Genomic DNA, 18,731 nt, shown 5'->3' with positions numbered 1-18,731 from the left:
CCGTCCTTTTATGCATAATGCATAGAACGATGTATGTATCTAGTTACTCTAAATGAGCTATATATTATATATATTATTATTTATATTTCTTTCTTTCTTTCTTGGGGGGACAATTATACCCCCCTAGAGGGGGACAATCATACCCCCCTAGAATACAAAACGCGCGTTTAGCGGGGGACAATTGTCCACCAGTAGAATCATACTAGAGGGGTACAATCATCCACCAGTAATATGCATGATATGTTGTATATTGTGTATAAACATTCAGCAGTATTATGGTGCAATAATACCTGCAGTTCGTAGCTTACCAAGCAAGGAATTAAAGTCAGCAACAAGACCAGCAACATCCGTAGCGGCGCTATTGGCCTGTGCTGCTGCCTGCTTCACTGTACCGTTTGCTGCTGTTGTAGCTGCACTAACAGGCGTGCCTGCTCCTATAGCTGTACGAGCTGCAGCCGCGTCTGCCACTGCCATGAGCTGCTTACCTAGTGCGGTCGCTCCTGAGATATCCGCAACTGCTGGAGTGTAGTTGCCTGCCTTGGCATCTGTAACTGCTATACCAACCTTTAGATTCGATGTGCCTGCGCCAATGGCTGTACGGGCCGCTGAGGCATCAGCAGCTTTAAGAATGGTCTTACCAACGTCACTCGCATCCGTAATGCTGTCAACTGTAACAGAACCACCGCCACCACCTGACAGTCCAGCCACAGGCAATGGGTTATTCTTGCCCACAAGCGACAGCTCGCCGTTCTCTCCTTCAATGTAAATCCCTTTTCCTAAAAAGCTTTTATAACCATCCAATTTGCTCAACTCCGCTTCTATATTGTTTGGATTAGAGAGATACTGAAATGCTTTGTTCTTTTCAGTACCGATAATGCTCATTTCCTTCTTGGCCTCAACCAAGTGATTCACATCAACCACCAACTCCCGGATCTCTTCCACTAGCATAAGTGGTTCAAGGAACTCCGGTATGTCTCCAACAAAACTGCTAAACTGAAATAACCCGCGCAATGGGATAGGCGGGCCAATGTAAATTAATATGCTCTCTACTATTATTAACACCTCCTTCCTGGTGGAATTAAGGCAAAGAAAAAAGCACCGGTTAGGGTGCTTGAAAATATTTTTACTTTTAAGAGTATTCAATCAACTTTTACGAGTAACAGTGATAGAACCAATTAATTCATTATTTAATCGTTCAATTTCTTTATCAATATCCTGCTTCTCTTCTTTCCATATTACCCAACCCTCATTTGAAGAGGGTACTTGAGTAGATTTACTATTTATTTCTTCAACTTTATCATTGAGAACTTTTTGCTTATTTATTAGTGAATGAAGTGAAACAATCTTTTCAGATAAATCCCCCACCTTATTTACCAATTCTAGATTTTGTCTAGAAGTTTCATTGCCTTGAATATAAGGGATTATGATGCCCACTACAGCTAATAATATTGAAAATAATGAAGCGCCTAGCGTGATCTGATCAGTTAATGTTTTTGGTGCATCTACACGCCAAATAATTACTGTTACCATTGCCATGATCAATATTATAATCCAGTACATTAAATCTTTTTTTTCTGGGAACTTCTCTTTTTCCCTTGTCTTGTTTTCCAAAAAACCAGCTCCTCTCATTACCATATATCGGTAGAAAAGAGATGGAACATAATAGAAGATTAACAAAACAAAAGAGCCATTTAGCCGCTATTATTTATGAAAGAGTTATTACTATGAGAAACCTGACCCCTTACGTTCCTGTTGATTTAAGGCATTTCTTGGAGATAGCGCTTTGTAATGATCTCTGAGGAAATCCAATGTACAGTTAGATCAATTAATTCCTTCATATTTGTAACGTCTTTATCTTCCCACTTTTTAACATAGTGGGTTTCATCGTTTCCCAACCATGCAGCCCTCTTTGCGCATAACTTTATATTATTATCTGTAACGAGCCCATCAATACATTTCCCTAATAACATACTTTTTATTTCATCTGACCTTTCAGGCATTTCCTCTATTAAATAATCTTTTATCAGGAATTCAAGTGATTTACGATACCCGGGGCCACATATATAACTCAGTCCGTCACTTTCAGCTTTAGCCGCTTGGTTATATATTACTGAAAATAAAGGAGAAATTCTTTTAATATCGTCACTGAATTCCTTTGAAATAAAAGAAGATGGTTTACATTCTAAAAATTTATAAAAATTGCGCTCATTCGGAGCTAACCTAGATAATTTATAATATGCTAGAAATATTTCGCCACATGCTTCTCTAACGCATTTAAAGACAAACACTGTTTTTTCTCTCCCAGGACCATACACATCCAAGGGTTGAGCTTCAATGTATTTTTTACATATGGGACACTGATCTGGCCTTTCGGTGAGAAGATACCCAGTTTTACCTACAAATATATTTATCAATTGTTCCACTCCCTTCGACACAACATTTCGACACCCAGGAAGGATATTCCTTTTTCTGCGCCGAAAGTATTAGTTCGAAAGGAGGTGTTGAAAATGGCTATTATTGCAGCTTTTGATTATGGATACAGAAAATACGAAATTGACGAAACTCATTTTTATGTTCTAGACCAAAGTGACAATCTGGTTGCTCGTTACCCTCTTGAACAAGTTATGGGGCATGGCGGATTCGATTACGGTGAATACAATAACTACACTTTTCAATTTTCCGAGTCAGACAAAATAGTAATAACCAATGATCCCGATTTGACTCCATTTGTTGAAGCATTTAATAAACAATTAGCAATCATTCTAAATAAGAAAAAATGAGCACCCCGCGGACTCGAACCGCACATTTCCTTTAGGCGCTGTAAATCCCCGGATCAGCTCCGGGGAAAACAATTACTGCAGCTCTTTGACTACCTTGGCAATGTGGGCAGGAATCGTAAGGCCCTCGCTCTCAGTCAGCGTACCATCTGCATGCAGCTTAATAGCCAATTGGTCGTATTCACCCGTGCCTGTAGGAACAACCGGGTTGCCGTATGCGTGTGGACCAGCAAAGCTAACTACTCTACCAGTGGGGCTATATTTAAGAGCCTCAGCTTCGGTGTTAACCACCTTAAAGATATTATCCGAACCAAGATATCCAAATCCGCCATTACGTACTGCGCTTGCTTCTGTACTCATTACAAAACACTTCCTTTTCTCTTTTTGTGAAAACAAAAAGAGCAGCGCATATACGCCACTCTCATTCATCCATTTATTTAGGTGCACGGTGTGGGAATTGAACCCACGACTTTAGGTCTGTTTTACTCGGGCCCGCCTGCGCTCTACCACTGAGCTAACCGTGCATAAAGTGATATTGAAGAAACTAAAAAGGCCGGCACGTTGGCCGACCTCCTTACTGCATTTAAATAACAATAATTTGATTATTACAGTTCTCCTCGTGAAGTGCCTATACGAACTGACATCTCGCCCTCCATATATGCTTTACCCGAGGAAAGAGATACATAATACTTATTAGCACCAGGCCAAGCGCTTGAACTAATTTCACTGTAAGTGCGACCAGGTTCTACAGTTCCAGACATCATTTGCGAACCTGTTTCTGAGCCTCTGTTCACCGAAAATTTAATTGGCTGCTTACCGTCATTACGTATCCATACCTTAACATAGCCATAACCTGAGGGTATATCGAAATTTTCTGTTAGTTCTGTGTTGCGGAGAGTTCTATCAACCACCGATTTAGTGGCATAAGGAGTAATAACATGATCTCCCGCTTTTGGTGTATTCACATCGGTCGATGTGTTTGCAGATTGGGAAACTGCTGTTGAGTCAGTTGTAGCTGGTGCAACATCCGTGGCTGCTGCAGAAGCAGATAACGGAATTGCAAGAGCTAGAGACAAAACAGATACTACAGAAGCCTTTTTAATGTTTTTCATACTCACAAGCCCACTTTCTTTGATTTTTTACCCTGTATACTTTATCAATCAACCAATATGTATAGAAACTATTAGAGTGTTCAAGATTGATAAAGTTTTTACAGGTATCTATGAACATTTACATTATAAGTCTTTTATTGTAATTATTCAACAAAAAAATGGGTTTTGATTCCATGTTAGCAGAAGCCCGGATTTGAACCAGGACTGTGGGGAACTGACCCCCGCAGCGAACCTCGCATTCTGCATGAAACCCCGCCAGACCGCACGAACGCGTTTCGTACAGCCTGGGCTTACAGGTAATGATATAAGCTTTGTTGGAATCCGGCACTTGCTTACGCGCCCGGCTGCGCTCCTGATCCACTCTTTAGCGGTTAGGATCACCGTCATGGGGAATGCGTTTGTCAGGCGCACATTAGCAAGAGTGGAGTTACTAGGAACAAACAGAAAGACCAGCATGCCCGCTTGTCCTACCCTTGCGGCTCTCTGTAGGTCTTATAGCAAGGGGCTAACTGGTGCCGCTCGTCTTACGCCTACCACCGTCAAACAGGTGTGTGATTGTGTCGGGTGCTGCTCTCTCTTTGTTTTCCATGTTATAAGAATAACCTATAATTCTGGCTTTGTTTTCTAGGTAACATCTATAATTCATCTGAAATTTTTCTCTTTATTTATGCATGTCTTTGGCTTTATCATAGTAACTATCATAATATATAAATACAAACCAAAAGGGCGTGTTATTGTGGCTTTACTGAATAGAGACTACCTCCTGAGCTTAGGAATAGAATTTATTATTAATTATCTTCGTAAATCTAGAGCAGACGAGGAACAAGAACGGAGAACAGGTGAAGATGTATTGACTGCTCAAAAAGAGCTTATGGACAGAATTCTTGAGCCTGTTGGATTACCCTACGACCAGCGACCCGAAATTGGTTCTGGTGACAAAATATCATCCAGACCTGTTTTCCAGTCTGTAATAGAAGACTTGCAAGCTAAGAAATATCAGGCCATTGCCGTTAAAGAAATTTCACGGATGGGCCGCGGATCATACACTGACATGGGCGTTATCTATGATTTAATAGTAGATAATCGTATTTTCATTATCACTCCGTATAAAGTATATGACCCTCGTAACCCTTCTGATCTGCGCCAAATTCGGTTTGAATTATTCATGAGCCGGGAAGAATTTGAGACAACCAGAGAACGGCTTTTTGGAGGTCGAGTAAATAATGCCATTGAGGGTAGATGGGTTTCCGGCGCCGCTCCCTATGGATTCACATACAACAAAGCGACAAAAAAATTAGAAATAGATGAAGAACAGGCTCGGGAAGTACGCGCAATTTTTGACTTCTTCGTTAATGGAGTGGCAGAGCCCGGGGGACATAGAAGAGATGTATCTTATAGAGCACTCGCCAGCTACTTGAGCAAAAAGACCTCTATTAAACCGCCACGCGGTAAGGGAGACTGGCAACCACAAGTGCTGCGTCAACTACTTAGTAATGAAAGATACATTGGAATTATGAGATTTAGAACAACACAACGGATTAACGGGAAAGTCGTTGCACGTCCAGAAGAGGAACATATTATCATTCCTGGTGCGATCCCCGCTATATTAGATGAAGACATTTGGGAGAAAGCTCAAAAGAAAATAAACGACTCTTCCCATAAACCAAGAACTAAAATGGACTTCTCTCCTTGTGAATTGGCTGGTTTATGCATATGTACTAAATGTGGACGCCGCATGGTAAGACAGTACAGCATCCAGGACTACAAGAAAAAAACGGGCGAAGTCATAAAATATCACAAGGAATTTTTATGGTGTACTACCTCAGGATGCACCTTTATAAAGTACAGAAACGTAGAAGAAGAAATAATAAGTGTTCTCTCTTACCTTTCTGATTTAGATGAGGATGAATTGAACAACACTTTTAGCACTATTTTAGCTAGTGAACAAAAATCTACGGAGATAGCTTACGATGATGAATACATTGAAAAACAGACCAAAACTTTGAAAAAAAGAATGGATTTCATTTTCGAAAAATATGAATCTGGAAAATATACGGATGAGATGTTTGATGAGCGTAAATCAGAGGTGGACAAGCAACTGGAGGATTTAAAAAAATTGAAGGAATCTTTTGAGGAACAATCTGCTCGGGTAGGAGAAAATAATGTGGACACGGACTTAATCAGGAAGAACATAAATACTGTTTTAGACCAATACCACGCAACAGATAATAAAACAATGAAAAATTCGATTCTCAGGGCTACATTCGATAGCATCGAAGTTACATTGACGGAAAAGGGCCGTGGACGTATACCCGCTAAATTTGATCTGACAGTAAACTTGAAGGCCAATTTAACTAAGCTCAATTTTTTAGTGTTATGATGTAACATACTATTCATCTGCACTGATGAGCGCAAACCGCCCAGCCTTAAAATTTCCCTCTTGGGTCAGAGAAAGCAAATTCCACAAAAACTTCTCATCGCATTTCAGCATTTCCTGAAACTCCATCAGTCCACGATTCGCTTTGTTCAATTCTCCGTCAAACCGATACGCACGCGGGTCGGATTCGGAACCATACTCTGTAATCGTGGAAAAGTCGATGCTGCCCGTCAAATCAGCAATATCCTGTGACTTCGGATCAGAAGGGCTGAACGTACCAATACCAATCCGGTTTTCTTCCGATATAAATACCCGCTCCACGCGGACCTTTTCAATTTCACCATCAAATTCCGTGCGCAATCTCATCTGGCAGGATGGGCAGAGATTACCTTCAATCCGTACACCCAACTCCTTTTCAAAATCGGGACGCAGCTCATGGGGAATCAGATGAAGTGGGTCCTCGTGCATGGGGCAGCCTTCAATCGCGTATACGGCTCCCTGATCCGTTCTTGAAAACTTCTCCAGACCACGTTTTAGCAACGTGACCAGTGTCGATTTCCCCCCACTGACGGGTCCCATCAAAAGAAGGATACGCTTGCGAACATCAAGCCGCCTGGCTGAGGAATGGAAATATTCCTCCACCAACTTTTCCAGCGCTCGATCCAGTCCAAAGATCTCCTGCTCAAAAAATTTGTATCGCTTATGTCCCCCAACCTCTTCTACACCAAAAGATTCAATCATCTTGTAAACCCGTGCATGAGCTGTCATCGCCGGCGTCGGGTCTTTCTTGAGTATCTCAATATACTCTCTAAAAGTGCCGCTCCAGGCCAGACGGTTGTTTTCCGCCCGGTACTCCGCAACGCGTTCAAAAATATTCATGCTCGGTTCCTCCCATGACTGCGTAATGACTATCCTCCACTCCTGATGATTATGGCTACACTCGTCACGCCTTTCAGGATATGATGCAATCCCCTTAAAAAAAGTGTAATACATACCTATGCAGATTGATTTCAGAATTGACCTATTTTTTGTGACAGGTCTCTCTGCTTTTTCGAAAAAACCAAGGGATACACTGTGCTAAAATATACAACAACAACGCGGACCTGACGCATTATGGTACAATATAAGCTCGGAATAATGGGATAAAGGAGCGGGAGAAGTCATGGCGGTTCGGCATGAGACGGAGCTGTACGCTCCGGTGAAAGCCTTTTTTGAGAACTTGGGATATGAAGTCAAGGGAGAGGTGCGCAACTGCGATTTGGTGGGTATCAAGCCAGGGCAACAGACACCATTGATTGTGGAGATCAAAAAGACGTTTAACCTGGCGCTTGTGCTGCAAGGCATGCAGCGTTTGAAACTAAGCAGCAATGTATATGTAGCTGTAGAACGAAATCGTGCCAAAAAAGGGGCCGTGAATCAACGCTGGAACGAGCTGGTCGGACTGTGCCGCCAGTTGGGACTTGGCTTGCTCACCGTCACCCATTTTAAAACGAAGCCGCCGCTCGTTGAGGTACTGTGTAAGCCTGCGGCGCATAGCGACAATGTCCACAATGCAGCAACGGTACGCCACGGCTCGCGCAAGGAAAAGCTGCTGCGGGAATTTCACGCACGCAGCGGTGACCACAATACCGGCGGCAGCACCCGACGCAAGCTGGTCACTGCCTACCGGGAAAAAGCGCTGCGCGTAGCCGCAGCCTTGCAGGGCTCGGGGGAAGCTGCCCCGGCGCAGCTCGCTCGCATAGCAGCCGTCAGCACAGCTGCTGCCGTACTTCAGCACAACTACTACGGCTGGTTTGAGCGCGTATCCCGCGGCCGCTATCGACTGACTCCGTTTGGCGAAGCTGCCCTGAACGAGTATGCGGCAGTACTGCAAGAGCATGGCATAAAAACGGCCGCTGAAATAGACGCAGAGCTTGACGAGGACAGTGGACAGCTCCAGATTGCGGAAGCGCCAATCACTTACTCCACCGTTGTTCTGGAAGCGGAGGATGACTGACATGGGGCGATGGTTTTCGCTAGCTCCGCGCAGTAAACTCGCTAATCGTCTCACCGATCAGATTCATGCCCATAAGCAATTGTTCACGGCCCGGATGGCTAAAATTAAGGCGAATATGGGACGCGCCTTCACTGCCAACCGCACATAGTGCACCTGGCATAAAGGCTACGCCTTTGGGTAACGCCGCCTTTAGCAGCAATGCGCTGTCCAGCCCATCGGGCAACTGCACCCATACATACATGCCACCGGACGGAATATGATACGTCACGTCTTTCCAAAACGGGCGCTTGAGTAGCTCCAAGATTAATTGAAGTCGAGTCGAATATTCCTTGTTCAGCATCGCTAAGTGCTCATGCCATTGAAAACGCGAGCTGGTCAGCAATTGGAACAGCAGCCGTTGGTTCATCGTACTGGATTGCATATCAGCCAGCTGCTTCAAAGCGTACATCCCTTCAATCAGCGGTGCAGGACCAGCAGCCCAACCCGTTCTCAGCGCAGGAGCAACTGTTTTATTGAACGAACCGATATAGAGCACTTGGCCGCCCTGACCCGCATGATCCAGCGCAAATAGGGAGGGGTAAGTCTCTGCAAATTTTCGACTCTGACCATGTGGACTCTTGTCATGGAACTCATTTTTTTGCTTCAAATGCAATTCACCATAAGAATCATCCTCAACTACTAGCACCTCATGATGCCTGCACAGGTCCAAAATTTCCTGCCGCCTAGCCGCGCTCCATAAGGAGCCCGTCGGATTCGTAAACGTCGGCGTGGCAAAAAAAAGCTTGGGTCGATAACGGATCATTAAAGCTTCAAGCTTATCAGGAATGACACCTTCCCCATCTGATTCTACAGGAACGATCTGCGCACCCTGCATAGATAGCACTTGTAAACATCCAGGAGACGTAGGGTTTTCGACCAATACCGGATCACGCTCATCCACCATCAGCCTTATGATCAGGTCAATGGCCTGCTGACTGCCTGTCGTGAGGAGGATTTGACCTGGTGGTACTCTTACTCCTTTACGCTGTTCCCACTCTCCCGCAAGCCATGCTCGTAAAGGGAAATAGCCCTCCGGTTCACCATACTGGAGGGCGTCAGGGCCGGAGCCAAACACATCATGGGCCGCTTCTTCCAGCAGCTTCACCGGAAACAGCTCTTGTGCAGGTAGTTCTTCAGCCAGAGATATAAAGGAGTGTCTTCTCGCATTTTCCCGGATATGACGCACTGGAGAAGCCAACATCGCAGCCGTTCGTGAAGCAAAGGAATATTGCATGAACATCCTCCTTCTCCTGAAAAATAGGTCATGATCTCCGGGCTGACGCATCAGGCATATAGCTGCTTCATCTGACGCGCATATAAGGCATAACGTTCAATCGCCTGAGCCCGGCTGGACACGCCTAATTTCGCATAAATTTTACGTAGATAATTATCAATGGAGCGCCGGCTAACTTCGATCTCGATAGCAATTTTGTCATATGTAATTCCTTGTACAATACGTTCCATAATAAACACTTCGGTTTGCGTCAATTCGTCAAAAGGCTCGGATGCCATTAACGGCATAAAGGGCCAGTTTCCACACCGAATCCAATCCATTGGTAAAGAAGCAAATCCTTCGCGCAAACCGTTGATCAAATGGATTAACTGGCTCGGTGATGCCTGTTTGGATAACATTCCATTTGCTCCGAGCGAAATTAGCTGCTGAAACAACGTAATATTATCCTCATCCGTCATAATAACAATATGGCTGTCCGGAGACAAGGCCCGCATTTGTGTCAAAAATGGTTCCGCCGTTCCCTCAGGCAACCTGTAGTCCATTAAAATGATTTCCGGTCGAATGGAGCAAGCCAGCTCCAAGCCTTCCGTTCCGGAGGAAGACATCCCTCTGACAAGCAAATCCTGCTGGTCTTCCAAAATAAGCTTTGTTCCCAGCATACTTGTAGGATGGATATCTATGATGACCACCTGCCATACTTTTCTCATATCTAAACCTCCTGAGTTTACAAAAAAATACATAGTTAGTAGCGAAAATAATTCTAAAATTAGGGATTGCATATGTAGAAATTGCGCGAATGTGAACGTATAGGAAGCGAAAAACGTTTAAGGAAATTGTATCCTAGGACTTCCTTCCGATGCAATCTCTTTTTCCAATATTTTTATACGACTATTTCGCTTTTGCGAAATAAATAGGCCCATGATAGAATTGGTACTGCAAATAAAGGACTGGAAATTTGACTTTACACGGGAGTTGAAAATCGTATGCAAGCTTCACCTGAACGTCCTCCTGCCGAAGCTCGGCGGAGCAATTCAAGAAAGGGGTTACCCGTAAAGGCTTTTCTGCTATTTTGGTTCATTCTTATTATACTAGGTGCTCTCGCAACCTATCTGTATAGCAATCACTTGAAACAGCAAATGCTAAACGAGATGCAAACCCATACAGACCAACAGATTCAAGCACTCAAATCTGACTATGAAAAGCAACTGACTGCTCTTTCCAAGGAAGTTAGCGGATTGCAGGGAAAAGTCCAGTCCTTCAATGAACTACTGACCTTTACGAAGGATAATGCAAACAATAAGACCGATAACAGCAACAAACTGTATACCCAATTAAACGAAGTCAAGCAGCAGCTCAATACACTTCAGAAAAAAATGGACTTGCTAAAATGAATGTAGACGCAAAACAAGTGAACCGGTTCTTTATGTTGGCCCTTGCTCCTTTTATCGGTTTGTTGGGGTATATTTTGTTAGTGCATCCCTCATTGAGCTTTCCTGGGTCTACTTCTTTGAGTCTGCAAAAAGCTGAAGTCACTCTACAAATGCAATCAGTAGGTAAACAGCTTGATGAAGCCAAGCAAACGGCAACATACACCTTGTCTACAATTCGCCGGACTTCTGAGCTATACAAGCAAACGACTCAAACGATGAATCAGCTTGTCGTGACTGCCTCTACGCAGTCCAAGCGGCCCGCGATTATCTATGATCGACGCATCACCGCCAAACTGGGGGTTCCCTATGAGCGGGTAGATAGCAATCGGATTACCATTGAATTATTTAAGGTAAACCCGGGAATTTATCATGGCTACGCTATGAAGGTCAAACTTAAAGATCCTACTGCTATGAAAATGTCTTTGGGAAGTGACAAATTGGGTGGCTCCGAAACCACCATGCGTGCAGTCTTGAGACACGGAGCTATTGCAGGCATCAATGCAGGCGGCTTTGCGGATGGAGACGGCAAACGCTATCCATTAAGCACTACTGTCTTGAACGGCCACTACCTTACTGGCTTTCAGTCCAGTTTTAAGGATTTGTCCTTCGTCGGACTGAGTAACGATGGCAAGCTTATCGGTGGCAAATTTTACAGTCAAGGTGCTCTTGACAGCTTAAAGCCTGCCTTTGGTGCTACCTTCGTTCCCGTCCTGCTGCAAAGGGGACAAAAAATGCCTATTCCTGACAAATGGAAAGTCTCCCCCAAGCGGGCCCCACGTACGGTCATTGGCAACTATAAAGATGATCAGTTGCTCATTATTGTCGTAGACGGCTACAATGAAAGCGGGGGTTCGGGCGCGACGCTCGAAGAACTGCAAGGAAAAATGTACAATCTAGGTGTTCAAGATGCCTATAATTTGGACGGAGGCGGTTCCTCGTCGCTTATACTTAACAGTCGAGTCGTAAACAAACCGTCAGATGGTAATTTGCGTCCAGTCCCTACTCATTTTTTGTTCTATAAATAGCTATGTGTAGTCTGCTAACAAATTAAATATGCTTGCCGACGTACGGCACTATCCGAAAAAAAGCATCACGAACGAATGTCGTGATGCTTTTGCCTCATTTAGGAGGAATACTGTGTCATTTCTGTCAGGCATTGAGCACAAATATAACGGTCCTTGAAATCGTTCACTTGTTCTACTGACCCACAGAATACACATTTTGGACGATAACGCTCCAAAATAATGTGGTCACCCTGAACCAAAATTTCGACAGGATCTCCCTCATTCATTTGATATCTTTTACGCAGTGACTTAGGCAAAACTATTCTCCCCAGCTGATCAACTTTACGTACCACACCGGCAGGTTTCATCGTGATCGTACACCTCTCCTATTGAGTAATAACTTACAAATTTCTTACCATGCGAAAAACTAGGTACAAAGACACTATTCTTTATGTAGTATTCGCTGTCTTTTTGTCGAATCCTGCTGATCACAGGAAATTTTATTACATTTTTTCATAAAATCATGAACCATATCAAAGTATGGTACAGAATGTCTATAATATTTTTATCGACCGGAAAGCCAATTATCATTAGCCCTCGCTGAGAAATTTCGCAAATTTTTGACCATACAACCTTTATTTAAGTTCCACTATCATGTAGATTTGAGCAATATAGGTGAAACTTTTATTACCAACTAAGGTCCTGGTTCTTTATTCGCATTTATACTTGTTCACTCGATGCTCATTATGATAAATCCGGAAAATCCATTTGTCTCAACGCTTCATATACGATAATCGCAGCGGAATTCGACAAGTTTAGAGATCTTACTTTATCTGACATAGGCATCTTGATACATGTATTTGGATTAGCAGCTAGCAGCTCTGGCGGCAAACCTTTCGTTTCTTTACCAAATACCAAGAAGTCTCCATCCTGAAATGCAATATCACTATATCGCTGATTCGTTTTGGTCGTCGCATAAAAAAAGCGACCTTCCTGATATTTCTCCTGCACTTCAGCAAAAGACTCATGATATTCAATGTGGACAGCATACCAATAATCAAGTCCGGCCCGTTTTAACGTGGCATCGTCGGTACGGAAGCCCAGTGGCTTCACCAGATGTAGATGAGTTCCGGTTGCAGCACACGTTCTAGCAATATTCCCTGTGTTAGCCGGGATTTCCGGCTCGACAAGCACAATATGTAATGGCATCACGTTTCGTTCCCTTCATTTTAAATTCATCAGACAAATAACCTACAGTTTTACCAAAGTGTATACATTGAAAACATACACATTCTTTTATTTTAACAAAATCAGACAGATATGAACATCAAACGACAAAAATTTCAACCCACACCACTAAAAGCCTTCCCCTATACACATTCAGGGAAGGCTCTACATTTACTTTTTCGATTTCAAATACCGTGTATCGAAATATATGTCCGTGTAATCAACTGTTACGTTGCTTGAATCCGTCCATAAACTCGGCTAATGCTTGACAGTTCTCCAGTGGAACAGCATTGTAGATCGAGGCGCGAAGCCCTCCTACACTGCGATGCCCCTTCAGTCCGATAAACCCGGCCTGTTCGGATTCCTTAATAAATTGTTTTTCCAGATCCTCGTTCGCGAGGCGGAAGGTTACATTCATGATAGAGCGATCAGCGCTGTCCACACAACCACGATAGAAGCCTTCGCTACTGTCAATACGGTTGTATAGCAAAGCAGCTTTCTGCTGGTTCACACGCTCAATGCCTTCCAAACCGCCTTCTTCCTGAATCCATTTCAGCACTTCATTCACCATGTATATGGCAAAGGATGGGGGAGTATTGTAGAGAGAGTTATTTTTTTCATATGTGCTATAACGCAGCATCGTAGGAATATTGTCCGGTGAGGAAGTCAGCAACTCTTCACGGGCAATCACGACCGTCACACCAGAAGGTCCCAGATTTTTTTGTGCGCCAGCGTAAATCAATCCAAATTGAGTAACATCAAAAGGCTTGCAAAAAATATCACTGGACATGTCCACAATCAAGGGTACGGAACCCGTATCCGGGAATTGCTTAAATTGTGTACCTTCAATCGTTTCGTTGGACGTCATATGCACATAAGCAGTATTCTCAGGCAAGTCCAAGGAATCCACATTCGGAAGACGCATGTACTTCTCATCAGCGGAGGATGCAGCAACATGAGCCTTGCCCAGTAGCTTGGCTTCTTTATATGCCTTGTCCGACCAGCTACCTGTCATTACATAGCTCCCAGTCTGTCCTTCGCTCAAGAAATTTAAAGGCAGCATCGCAAACTGCGTACTTGCGCCACCTTGTAGGAATAACACCTTGTAGCCTTGTGGATTACCCAGCAAAGATAACAGGCGTTCCTGCGCCTCATTATGAACAGATTCATACACAGCTCCACGGTGAGACATTTCCATGATCGACATCCCTGTTCCCTGGAAATCTACGAATTCAGCTTGTACACGTTCTAGTACTTTGAGCGGCAATGCCGCTGGTCCTGCATTAAAATTGTAGGCTCTCTTACTCAACAAATTCCCATCCCTTCTCTACTCTGGTGTGGATATTATCGCTATGATAGCAGTATTCATAAATGCGTTCAAGACTTGTATAAAAATGTTTTCAATTTCATTTATGATGTGACAGAGTTGTGAATGTCAACATATTTAACATCTTTATTCTGTGATTTTCACTTTAATATTAAAAGGTCCCCGGCATAAGACCGGAGACCTATTTTGAATAACAACTGTTACCCGTAAGCTAATGCTTGTTATTCAAAGCAGCTATGCTATCGACTTATTAGCAGTCAAAATACAGGCTGTATTCGTGTGGATGAACACGGATGTTCACCGATTTAGCTTCAGAACGTTTGAGCTCTACATAGTTATCAATAAAGTCCTTCGTAAATACGCCGCCTTCAGTCAAGAATTCGTAGTCAGCTTCCAGAGCATCCAGAGCCTCATCCAATGAACCAGGTACGCTACGGATTTTACCTTTTTCAGCGTCAGACAGCTCGTAGATGTTGCTGTCAAGTGGACCATATCCCAATTCGATTGGGTTCAGTTTGCGCTTGATGCCATCCAGACCCGCCATCAGCATTGCTGAGAAGGCAAGGTAAGGGTTAGCTGTGGAGTCCGGTGTACGGAACTCGATCCGACAGCCTTTTGGAGTAACAGCTGCTACTGGAATACGTACAGCCGCAGAACGGTTACCTTTGGAGAATACCAGGTTAACTGGTGCTTCGTAGCCAGGAACGAGACGTTTGAACGAGTTGGTGCTTGGGTTGGTCAAAGCGATCAACGCAGGTGCGTGGTACAGAATACCACCAATGTAATGAAGAGCCATTTCGCTCAGATTAGCATAACCACCTTTTTCGTAGAACAAAGGAGTGTCGCCATCGAAAATAGATTGGTGAACGTGCATACCGCTTCCGTTATCCCCAAAAATCGGTTTCGGCATGAATGTTGCCACTTTACCATATTGACGAGCTGTGTTGTGTACAATGTATTTATAAACGAGCAGGTTGTCTGCTGTTTTCTTGAGTGTATCAAAACGGAAGTTGATTTCCGCTTGGCCTGCCGTAGCTACCTCATGGTGATGGCGCTCAATTCTCAGACCTGCTTCTTCAAGCAAACGGCACATTTCACTACGGATATCTTGTTGGGTGTCTACTGGCGCTACAGGTACATATCCGCCCTTCACTCCCACTTTAAAGCCCAGGTTGCCGCCTTCTTCCTTACGGTTCGTGTTCCAAGCTGCTTCCTCGGAATCTACGAAGAAGGAGGAGCTGTTCATGCCGCTTTCGTAGCGTACATCATCAAAGATGAAAAACTCGGACTCAGGTGCAAAAAATGCTGCTGTGCCCACTCCTGCCGATTGCAGAAATGCCTCAGCTTTTTTTGCGATGCCGCGAGGATCGCGGTCGTATTTTTCGCCGTCTGGCGTAGCAATGTCACACAGGATATTCAGTGTAGGATGCTGAGTGAAAGGGTCGATAAAAACCGCTTCTGGATCGGGCAGCATAACCATGTCGGATTCCTCGATGCCACGATAGCCGGGAATGGAAGAACCGTCGAAAGCAACACCGTTAACAAATGTCTCTTCATCTACTTCGGAAGCTGGCAATGAAATATGGTGAGCACGACCAGACAAATCTACAAAACGAAAATCTACCCACTCAATATTATTTTCCTGAATTGTTTTCAATACGTTTTCAACGGACATGTCTTCTTCCTCCCAATTTTTCCGAACATTAAGTCTTATACAACCCTGAAATGTTCATGATCGAATGTTTTTTTCTGTCGTCATTATAAATCTCAAACATGACACGGGTCAATAGCTATGTAAGGTATTTTTTAAACTAATGTTAGATATGCTTACGCCCTTGATAACATTTGAATAGCACAAAAAGCCCGAAACATCGGGCTTTTAGGCAATTTAAATCTCATTACTGCGTTGCAGCAAAACTTTTATGCATTAATGTTAAACATTGGTTTTAAGCAATGGTAGTAGGCGTGTGAAATGTTTTCCCCACAGCAGGAGCCAATATTTCCAAATCTTTTAGCAAATCTGAAAATTGATCTGGGAACAGGGATTGTACGCCGTCACCCGTCATCGAGTTGTCAGGGTCTGTATGCATCTCAATAATTAAACCATCCGCTCCGGCAGCTACCGAAGCCTTCGTCATAGGAACAACCAGTTCACGTCTACCTGTGCCATGGCTAGGATCAGAAATGACCGGCAAATGGCTCAACTGTTGCAAAACAGGGATCGCGGACAAGTCGAGCGTATTTCTAGTGTAGGTTTCGAATGTACGAATACCGCGCTCACACAACATAACATTCGGATTGCCGCCTGCCAAGATGTACTCAGCAGCATTCAAGAACTCATCATAAGTCGAGCTGAAACCGCGCTTGAGCAATACTGGCTTGCCGCAAGTACCCAGCTTGCGCAGCAAATCAAAGTTTTGCATATTACGTGTACCTACTTGCAGAATATCGGCGTATTCCGCGCAGATGTCTACGTATTCAGGTGTCATGACCTCTGTGATGGTCAAGAGATCGTGCTTTTGCCCCGCCTCAGCCATCATGATTAAACCTTCTACACCCGTTCCTTGGAAGCTGTATGGCCCTGTGCGCGGCTTAAAAGCACCCCCACGGAGAACTTGCGCGCCTGCAGCTTTGACCAATCCGGCAATTTCATCTATCTGTGCAGCAGACTCAACAGCACATGGTCCACCCATAATGACAAGCTCGCCCCCGCCGATATTTACACCTTTAATAGAGATAACCGTATTTTCCGGATGAAAATCACGGCTGGCCAATTTATAGGACTTCGATATTTTAACCACATTTTCTACGCCTTTCATTTGACGCAGATGTTCAGCCAGCTTGGGCTCTACGCTACCGATCAGTCCGATGATCGTGCGATCCGATCCCCTTGATACATGAGCCTGCAATCCTTCTTTCTCAATAACTTCAACAATAGCTTGAATATGCTCTTCAGGTGTTTGAACACCAGCGATAACGATCATTTTTTTCTTCCTCTCTATGAAACATATTTTATAAACCAACATATAGGTTAATATTATGACACTTAGACGCTTGTTCGCTTTTAAGCTTTTATTCGTTAAAGCAACTATACCTGTTTTAGCTATACTCGTCAAGGCTTAATTATCCCGATTTATTCAATATTCTAACTTAATGAAGCTAACCGGATAATATCTACAAATTAAAGCAATTTAAAAAGCCGCTATCCGGATGGTTGTATCCGAATAACGGCTGTAATCAATCATATACTATTTCGTTGTTTTTGACTTCTCTCGTACAGGAGGCAGCAGTTTTTTCATATCTATGGTTCGCTGAATCTCCCACGTATCCGGGTTAGCCGCATCATACTGCTCCAAATACGTAATAACCTCTTTGGTAATCAGTGTCGGGGTCGAAGCCCCAGAAGTCACAGCCACTTTGGCTACGCCTTCAAGCCACTCTCTCTTCAGCTCGGTTACATCAGAAATACGATAAGCTGTTGTACCAGCAATTTCCTCCGAAACCTGAGCCAATCGGTTTGAATTGTTACTGCGCGGATCACCGACAACGATCACCAGATCCGCCTGTCCAGCCTGCTCAGCTACCGCTTCCTGACGTACCTGCGTCGCCAAACAGATTTCATTGTGTATCTCGGCACCCGGGAACTTCTCCAGCAGCTTCTTCATAATGTGCTTGATGTCCCATTGGCTCATGGTCGTCTGATTCGTGATAAGGATTTTGCCAGCTGCCAACGTAAGACTGTCGATCTCTTCTTCTTTATCAATCAGATGAACATGGTCAGGAGCAATACCAATAGCTCCCTCTGGCTCTGGATGATTCTTTTTACCAATATAAACAATCTGATAGCCTTCGGCAGACTTCTCCCGAATCAGATCATGCGTCTTTGTGACGTCAGGGCAAGTCGCGTCTACCATAGTCAGCCCCTTGTCTCGTGCCAGCTTGCGAACCTCTGGTGATACGCCATGAGCAGTGAAGATAACAGTGCCGCTCTCTACCTGGCTTAAAATCTCCATACGGTTCGGGCCGTCCAGTGTAATAATCCCTTCGTCTTCAAAGGAATTGGTGACATGACTGTTATGCACAATCATGCCCAATATATAAATAGGCCGGGGTAAGTCCAGATTTCTGGCTGCCTGACGAGCCAATACCATGGCATCGACTACGCCGTAGCAGTAACCCCGGGGCGAAATTCTGAGTACTTCCAAAAT

18 protein-coding genes, 1 tRNA gene and 1 pseudogene are annotated in these 18,731 nt (G+C 44.0%); 5 read left to right on the top strand and 15 right to left on the bottom strand.

The window, feature by feature from the left end; translation table 11 throughout:
• Positions 1-273: 273 nt before the first annotated feature.
• From ACYCSE_RS16720 to ACYCSE_RS16710, 3 genes are all read right to left on the bottom strand, one after another.
• Positions 274-948, bottom strand: coding sequence for a head fiber protein (locus tag ACYCSE_RS16720; protein ID WP_459698919.1), 675 nt, complete (start codon positions 946-948; stop codon positions 274-276).
• Between the two features lie 195 nt (positions 949-1,143).
• Positions 1,144-1,611: a hypothetical protein gene (locus ACYCSE_RS16715; RefSeq protein WP_459698917.1), complete on the bottom strand. Its 468-nt coding sequence runs from the start codon at positions 1,609-1,611 to the stop codon at positions 1,144-1,146.
• Positions 1,612-1,757: 146 nt separating this feature from the next.
• On the bottom strand, positions 1,758-2,414 hold the full coding sequence (locus ACYCSE_RS16710) for a hypothetical protein (protein ID WP_459698916.1): 657 nt from the start codon (positions 2,412-2,414) through the stop codon (positions 1,758-1,760).
• Positions 2,415-2,507: 93 nt separating this feature from the next.
• Between ACYCSE_RS16710 and ACYCSE_RS16705 the strand changes: the two genes are divergently transcribed.
• Positions 2,508-2,780 (top strand): hypothetical protein, encoded by a 273-nt coding sequence (locus tag ACYCSE_RS16705; RefSeq protein WP_459698914.1) that lies wholly within the window; start codon positions 2,508-2,510, stop codon positions 2,778-2,780.
• Positions 2,781-2,852: 72 nt separating this feature from the next.
• On the opposite strand, the gene ACYCSE_RS16700 is transcribed toward ACYCSE_RS16705, so the two are convergent.
• The 3 genes from ACYCSE_RS16700 to ACYCSE_RS16690 all read right to left on the bottom strand — a co-directional run bounded on the left by ACYCSE_RS16700 (position 2,853) and on the right by ACYCSE_RS16690 (position 3,889).
• Positions 2,853-3,137: a hypothetical protein gene (locus tag ACYCSE_RS16700; protein ID WP_459698912.1), complete on the bottom strand. Its 285-nt coding sequence runs from the start codon at positions 3,135-3,137 to the stop codon at positions 2,853-2,855.
• 82 nt (positions 3,138-3,219) lie between these two features.
• Positions 3,220-3,301: transfer RNA gene (locus tag ACYCSE_RS16695), tRNA-OTHER, on the bottom strand.
• A gap of 81 nt (positions 3,302-3,382) precedes the next feature.
• Entirely contained in the window at positions 3,383-3,889 is a 507-nt protein-coding gene (locus ACYCSE_RS16690) for a hypothetical protein (RefSeq protein WP_459698910.1), read from the bottom strand.
• Positions 3,890-4,625: 736 nt separating this feature from the next.
• Here ACYCSE_RS16690 and ACYCSE_RS16685 point away from each other — a divergent pair.
• The gene (locus ACYCSE_RS16685; protein WP_459698908.1) at positions 4,626-6,269 is read left to right on the top strand and encodes a recombinase family protein; all 1,644 of its coding nucleotides are present in this window, start codon (positions 4,626-4,628) and stop codon (positions 6,267-6,269) included.
• A gap of 12 nt (positions 6,270-6,281) precedes the next feature.
• Here ACYCSE_RS16685 and ACYCSE_RS16680 read toward each other — a convergent pair.
• A pseudogene (locus ACYCSE_RS16680) lies at positions 6,282-7,145 on the bottom strand (protein prkA); the annotation flags it as partial.
• A 283-nt stretch (positions 7,146-7,428) separates the two neighbouring features.
• Between ACYCSE_RS16680 and ACYCSE_RS16675 the strand changes: the two are divergent.
• The gene (locus ACYCSE_RS16675) at positions 7,429-8,262 is read left to right on the top strand and encodes a DUF2161 domain-containing phosphodiesterase (RefSeq protein WP_459698905.1); all 834 of its coding nucleotides are present in this window, start codon (positions 7,429-7,431) and stop codon (positions 8,260-8,262) included.
• Between the two features lie 19 nt (positions 8,263-8,281).
• On the opposite strand, the gene ACYCSE_RS16670 is transcribed toward ACYCSE_RS16675, so the two are convergent.
• Both ACYCSE_RS16670 and ACYCSE_RS16665 read right to left on the bottom strand, forming a co-directional pair.
• Positions 8,282-9,535 carry an aminotransferase-like domain-containing protein gene (locus ACYCSE_RS16670; RefSeq protein ID WP_061829165.1) on the bottom strand — a complete coding sequence of 418 codons (1,254 nt, stop codon included), beginning with the start codon at positions 9,533-9,535 and terminating at the stop codon, positions 8,282-8,284.
• Positions 9,536-9,585: 50 nt separating this feature from the next.
• Positions 9,586-10,242, bottom strand: coding sequence for a response regulator transcription factor (locus tag ACYCSE_RS16665; RefSeq protein WP_023987808.1), 657 nt, complete (start codon positions 10,240-10,242; stop codon positions 9,586-9,588).
• Between the two features lie 276 nt (positions 10,243-10,518).
• Between ACYCSE_RS16665 and ACYCSE_RS16660 the strand changes: the two genes are divergently transcribed.
• Both ACYCSE_RS16660 and ACYCSE_RS16655 read left to right on the top strand, forming a co-directional pair.
• Positions 10,519-10,926, top strand: coding sequence for a hypothetical protein (locus tag ACYCSE_RS16660; protein WP_013309441.1), 408 nt, complete (start codon positions 10,519-10,521; stop codon positions 10,924-10,926).
• On the top strand, positions 10,923-11,990 hold the full coding sequence (locus ACYCSE_RS16655; protein WP_254326420.1) for a phosphodiester glycosidase family protein: 1,068 nt from the start codon (positions 10,923-10,925) through the stop codon (positions 11,988-11,990). The genes ACYCSE_RS16660 and ACYCSE_RS16655 overlap by 4 nt, the downstream gene beginning before the upstream one ends.
• Before the next feature lie 98 nt (positions 11,991-12,088).
• Here ACYCSE_RS16655 and ACYCSE_RS16650 read toward each other — a convergent pair whose 3' ends face one another.
• The 6 genes from ACYCSE_RS16650 to ACYCSE_RS16625 form a co-directional block, all read right to left on the bottom strand.
• A complete protein-coding gene (locus ACYCSE_RS16650) occupies positions 12,089-12,337 on the bottom strand; it encodes an AbrB/MazE/SpoVT family DNA-binding domain-containing protein (protein WP_013309439.1) in 249 nt (82 codons plus the stop codon).
• 376 nt (positions 12,338-12,713) lie between these two features.
• Positions 12,714-13,178, bottom strand: coding sequence for a tRNA (uridine(34)/cytosine(34)/5-carboxymethylaminomethyluridine(34)-2'-O)-methyltransferase TrmL (gene trmL / locus ACYCSE_RS16645; RefSeq protein ID WP_459702537.1), 465 nt, complete (start codon positions 13,176-13,178; stop codon positions 12,714-12,716).
• A 238-nt stretch (positions 13,179-13,416) separates the two neighbouring features.
• Entirely contained in the window at positions 13,417-14,508 is a 1,092-nt protein-coding gene (gene serC, locus ACYCSE_RS16640; RefSeq protein ID WP_081112429.1) for a 3-phosphoserine/phosphohydroxythreonine transaminase, read from the bottom strand.
• A 265-nt stretch (positions 14,509-14,773) separates the two neighbouring features.
• On the bottom strand, positions 14,774-16,198 hold the full coding sequence (glnA, locus tag ACYCSE_RS16635) for a type I glutamate--ammonia ligase (protein WP_061829159.1): 1,425 nt from the start codon (positions 16,196-16,198) through the stop codon (positions 14,774-14,776).
• 271 nt (positions 16,199-16,469) lie between these two features.
• The gene (aroF, locus tag ACYCSE_RS16630; RefSeq protein ID WP_013309435.1) at positions 16,470-17,507 is read right to left on the bottom strand and encodes a 3-deoxy-7-phosphoheptulonate synthase; all 1,038 of its coding nucleotides are present in this window, start codon (positions 17,505-17,507) and stop codon (positions 16,470-16,472) included.
• A 264-nt stretch (positions 17,508-17,771) separates the two neighbouring features.
• Positions 17,772-18,728: a 4-hydroxy-3-methylbut-2-enyl diphosphate reductase gene (locus tag ACYCSE_RS16625; RefSeq protein ID WP_459698899.1), complete on the bottom strand. Its 957-nt coding sequence runs from the start codon at positions 18,726-18,728 to the stop codon at positions 17,772-17,774.
• Positions 18,729-18,731 lie beyond the last annotated feature (3 nt).

This window comes from Paenibacillus sp. SEL1, from assembly GCF_054602535.1.
This window is presented reverse-complemented; position numbering and strand designations above follow the sequence as displayed.

Coding starts and splice junctions, on each gene's coding strand:
- ACYCSE_RS16665 (WP_023987808.1), bottom strand. CDS start 10,242: ATGAGAAAAGTATGGCAGGTGGTCATCATAGATATCCATCCTACAAGT.
- ACYCSE_RS16690 (WP_459698910.1), bottom strand. CDS start 3,889: ATGAAAAACATTAAAAAGGCTTCTGTAGTATCTGTTTTGTCTCTAGCT.
- aroF (WP_013309435.1), bottom strand. CDS start 17,507: ATGATCGTTATCGCTGGTGTTCAAACACCTGAAGAGCATATTCAAGCT.
- ACYCSE_RS16700 (WP_459698912.1), bottom strand. CDS start 3,137: ATGAGTACAGAAGCAAGCGCAGTACGTAATGGCGGATTTGGATATCTT.
- ACYCSE_RS16705 (WP_459698914.1), top strand. CDS start 2,508: ATGGCTATTATTGCAGCTTTTGATTATGGATACAGAAAATACGAAATT.
- ACYCSE_RS16660 (WP_013309441.1), top strand. CDS start 10,519: ATGCAAGCTTCACCTGAACGTCCTCCTGCCGAAGCTCGGCGGAGCAAT.
- ACYCSE_RS16655 (WP_254326420.1), top strand. CDS start 10,923: ATGAATGTAGACGCAAAACAAGTGAACCGGTTCTTTATGTTGGCCCTT.
- glnA (WP_061829159.1), bottom strand. CDS start 16,198: ATGTCCGTTGAAAACGTATTGAAAACAATTCAGGAAAATAATATTGAG.
- ACYCSE_RS16650 (WP_013309439.1), bottom strand. CDS start 12,337: ATGAAACCTGCCGGTGTGGTACGTAAAGTTGATCAGCTGGGGAGAATA.
- ACYCSE_RS16670 (WP_061829165.1), bottom strand. CDS start 9,535: ATGCAATATTCCTTTGCTTCACGAACGGCTGCGATGTTGGCTTCTCCA.
- ACYCSE_RS16675 (WP_459698905.1), top strand. CDS start 7,429: ATGGCGGTTCGGCATGAGACGGAGCTGTACGCTCCGGTGAAAGCCTTT.
- trmL (WP_459702537.1), bottom strand. CDS start 13,178: ATGCCATTACATATTGTGCTTGTCGAGCCGGAAATCCCGGCTAACACA.
- ACYCSE_RS16720 (WP_459698919.1), bottom strand. CDS start 948: ATGCTAGTGGAAGAGATCCGGGAGTTGGTGGTTGATGTGAATCACTTG.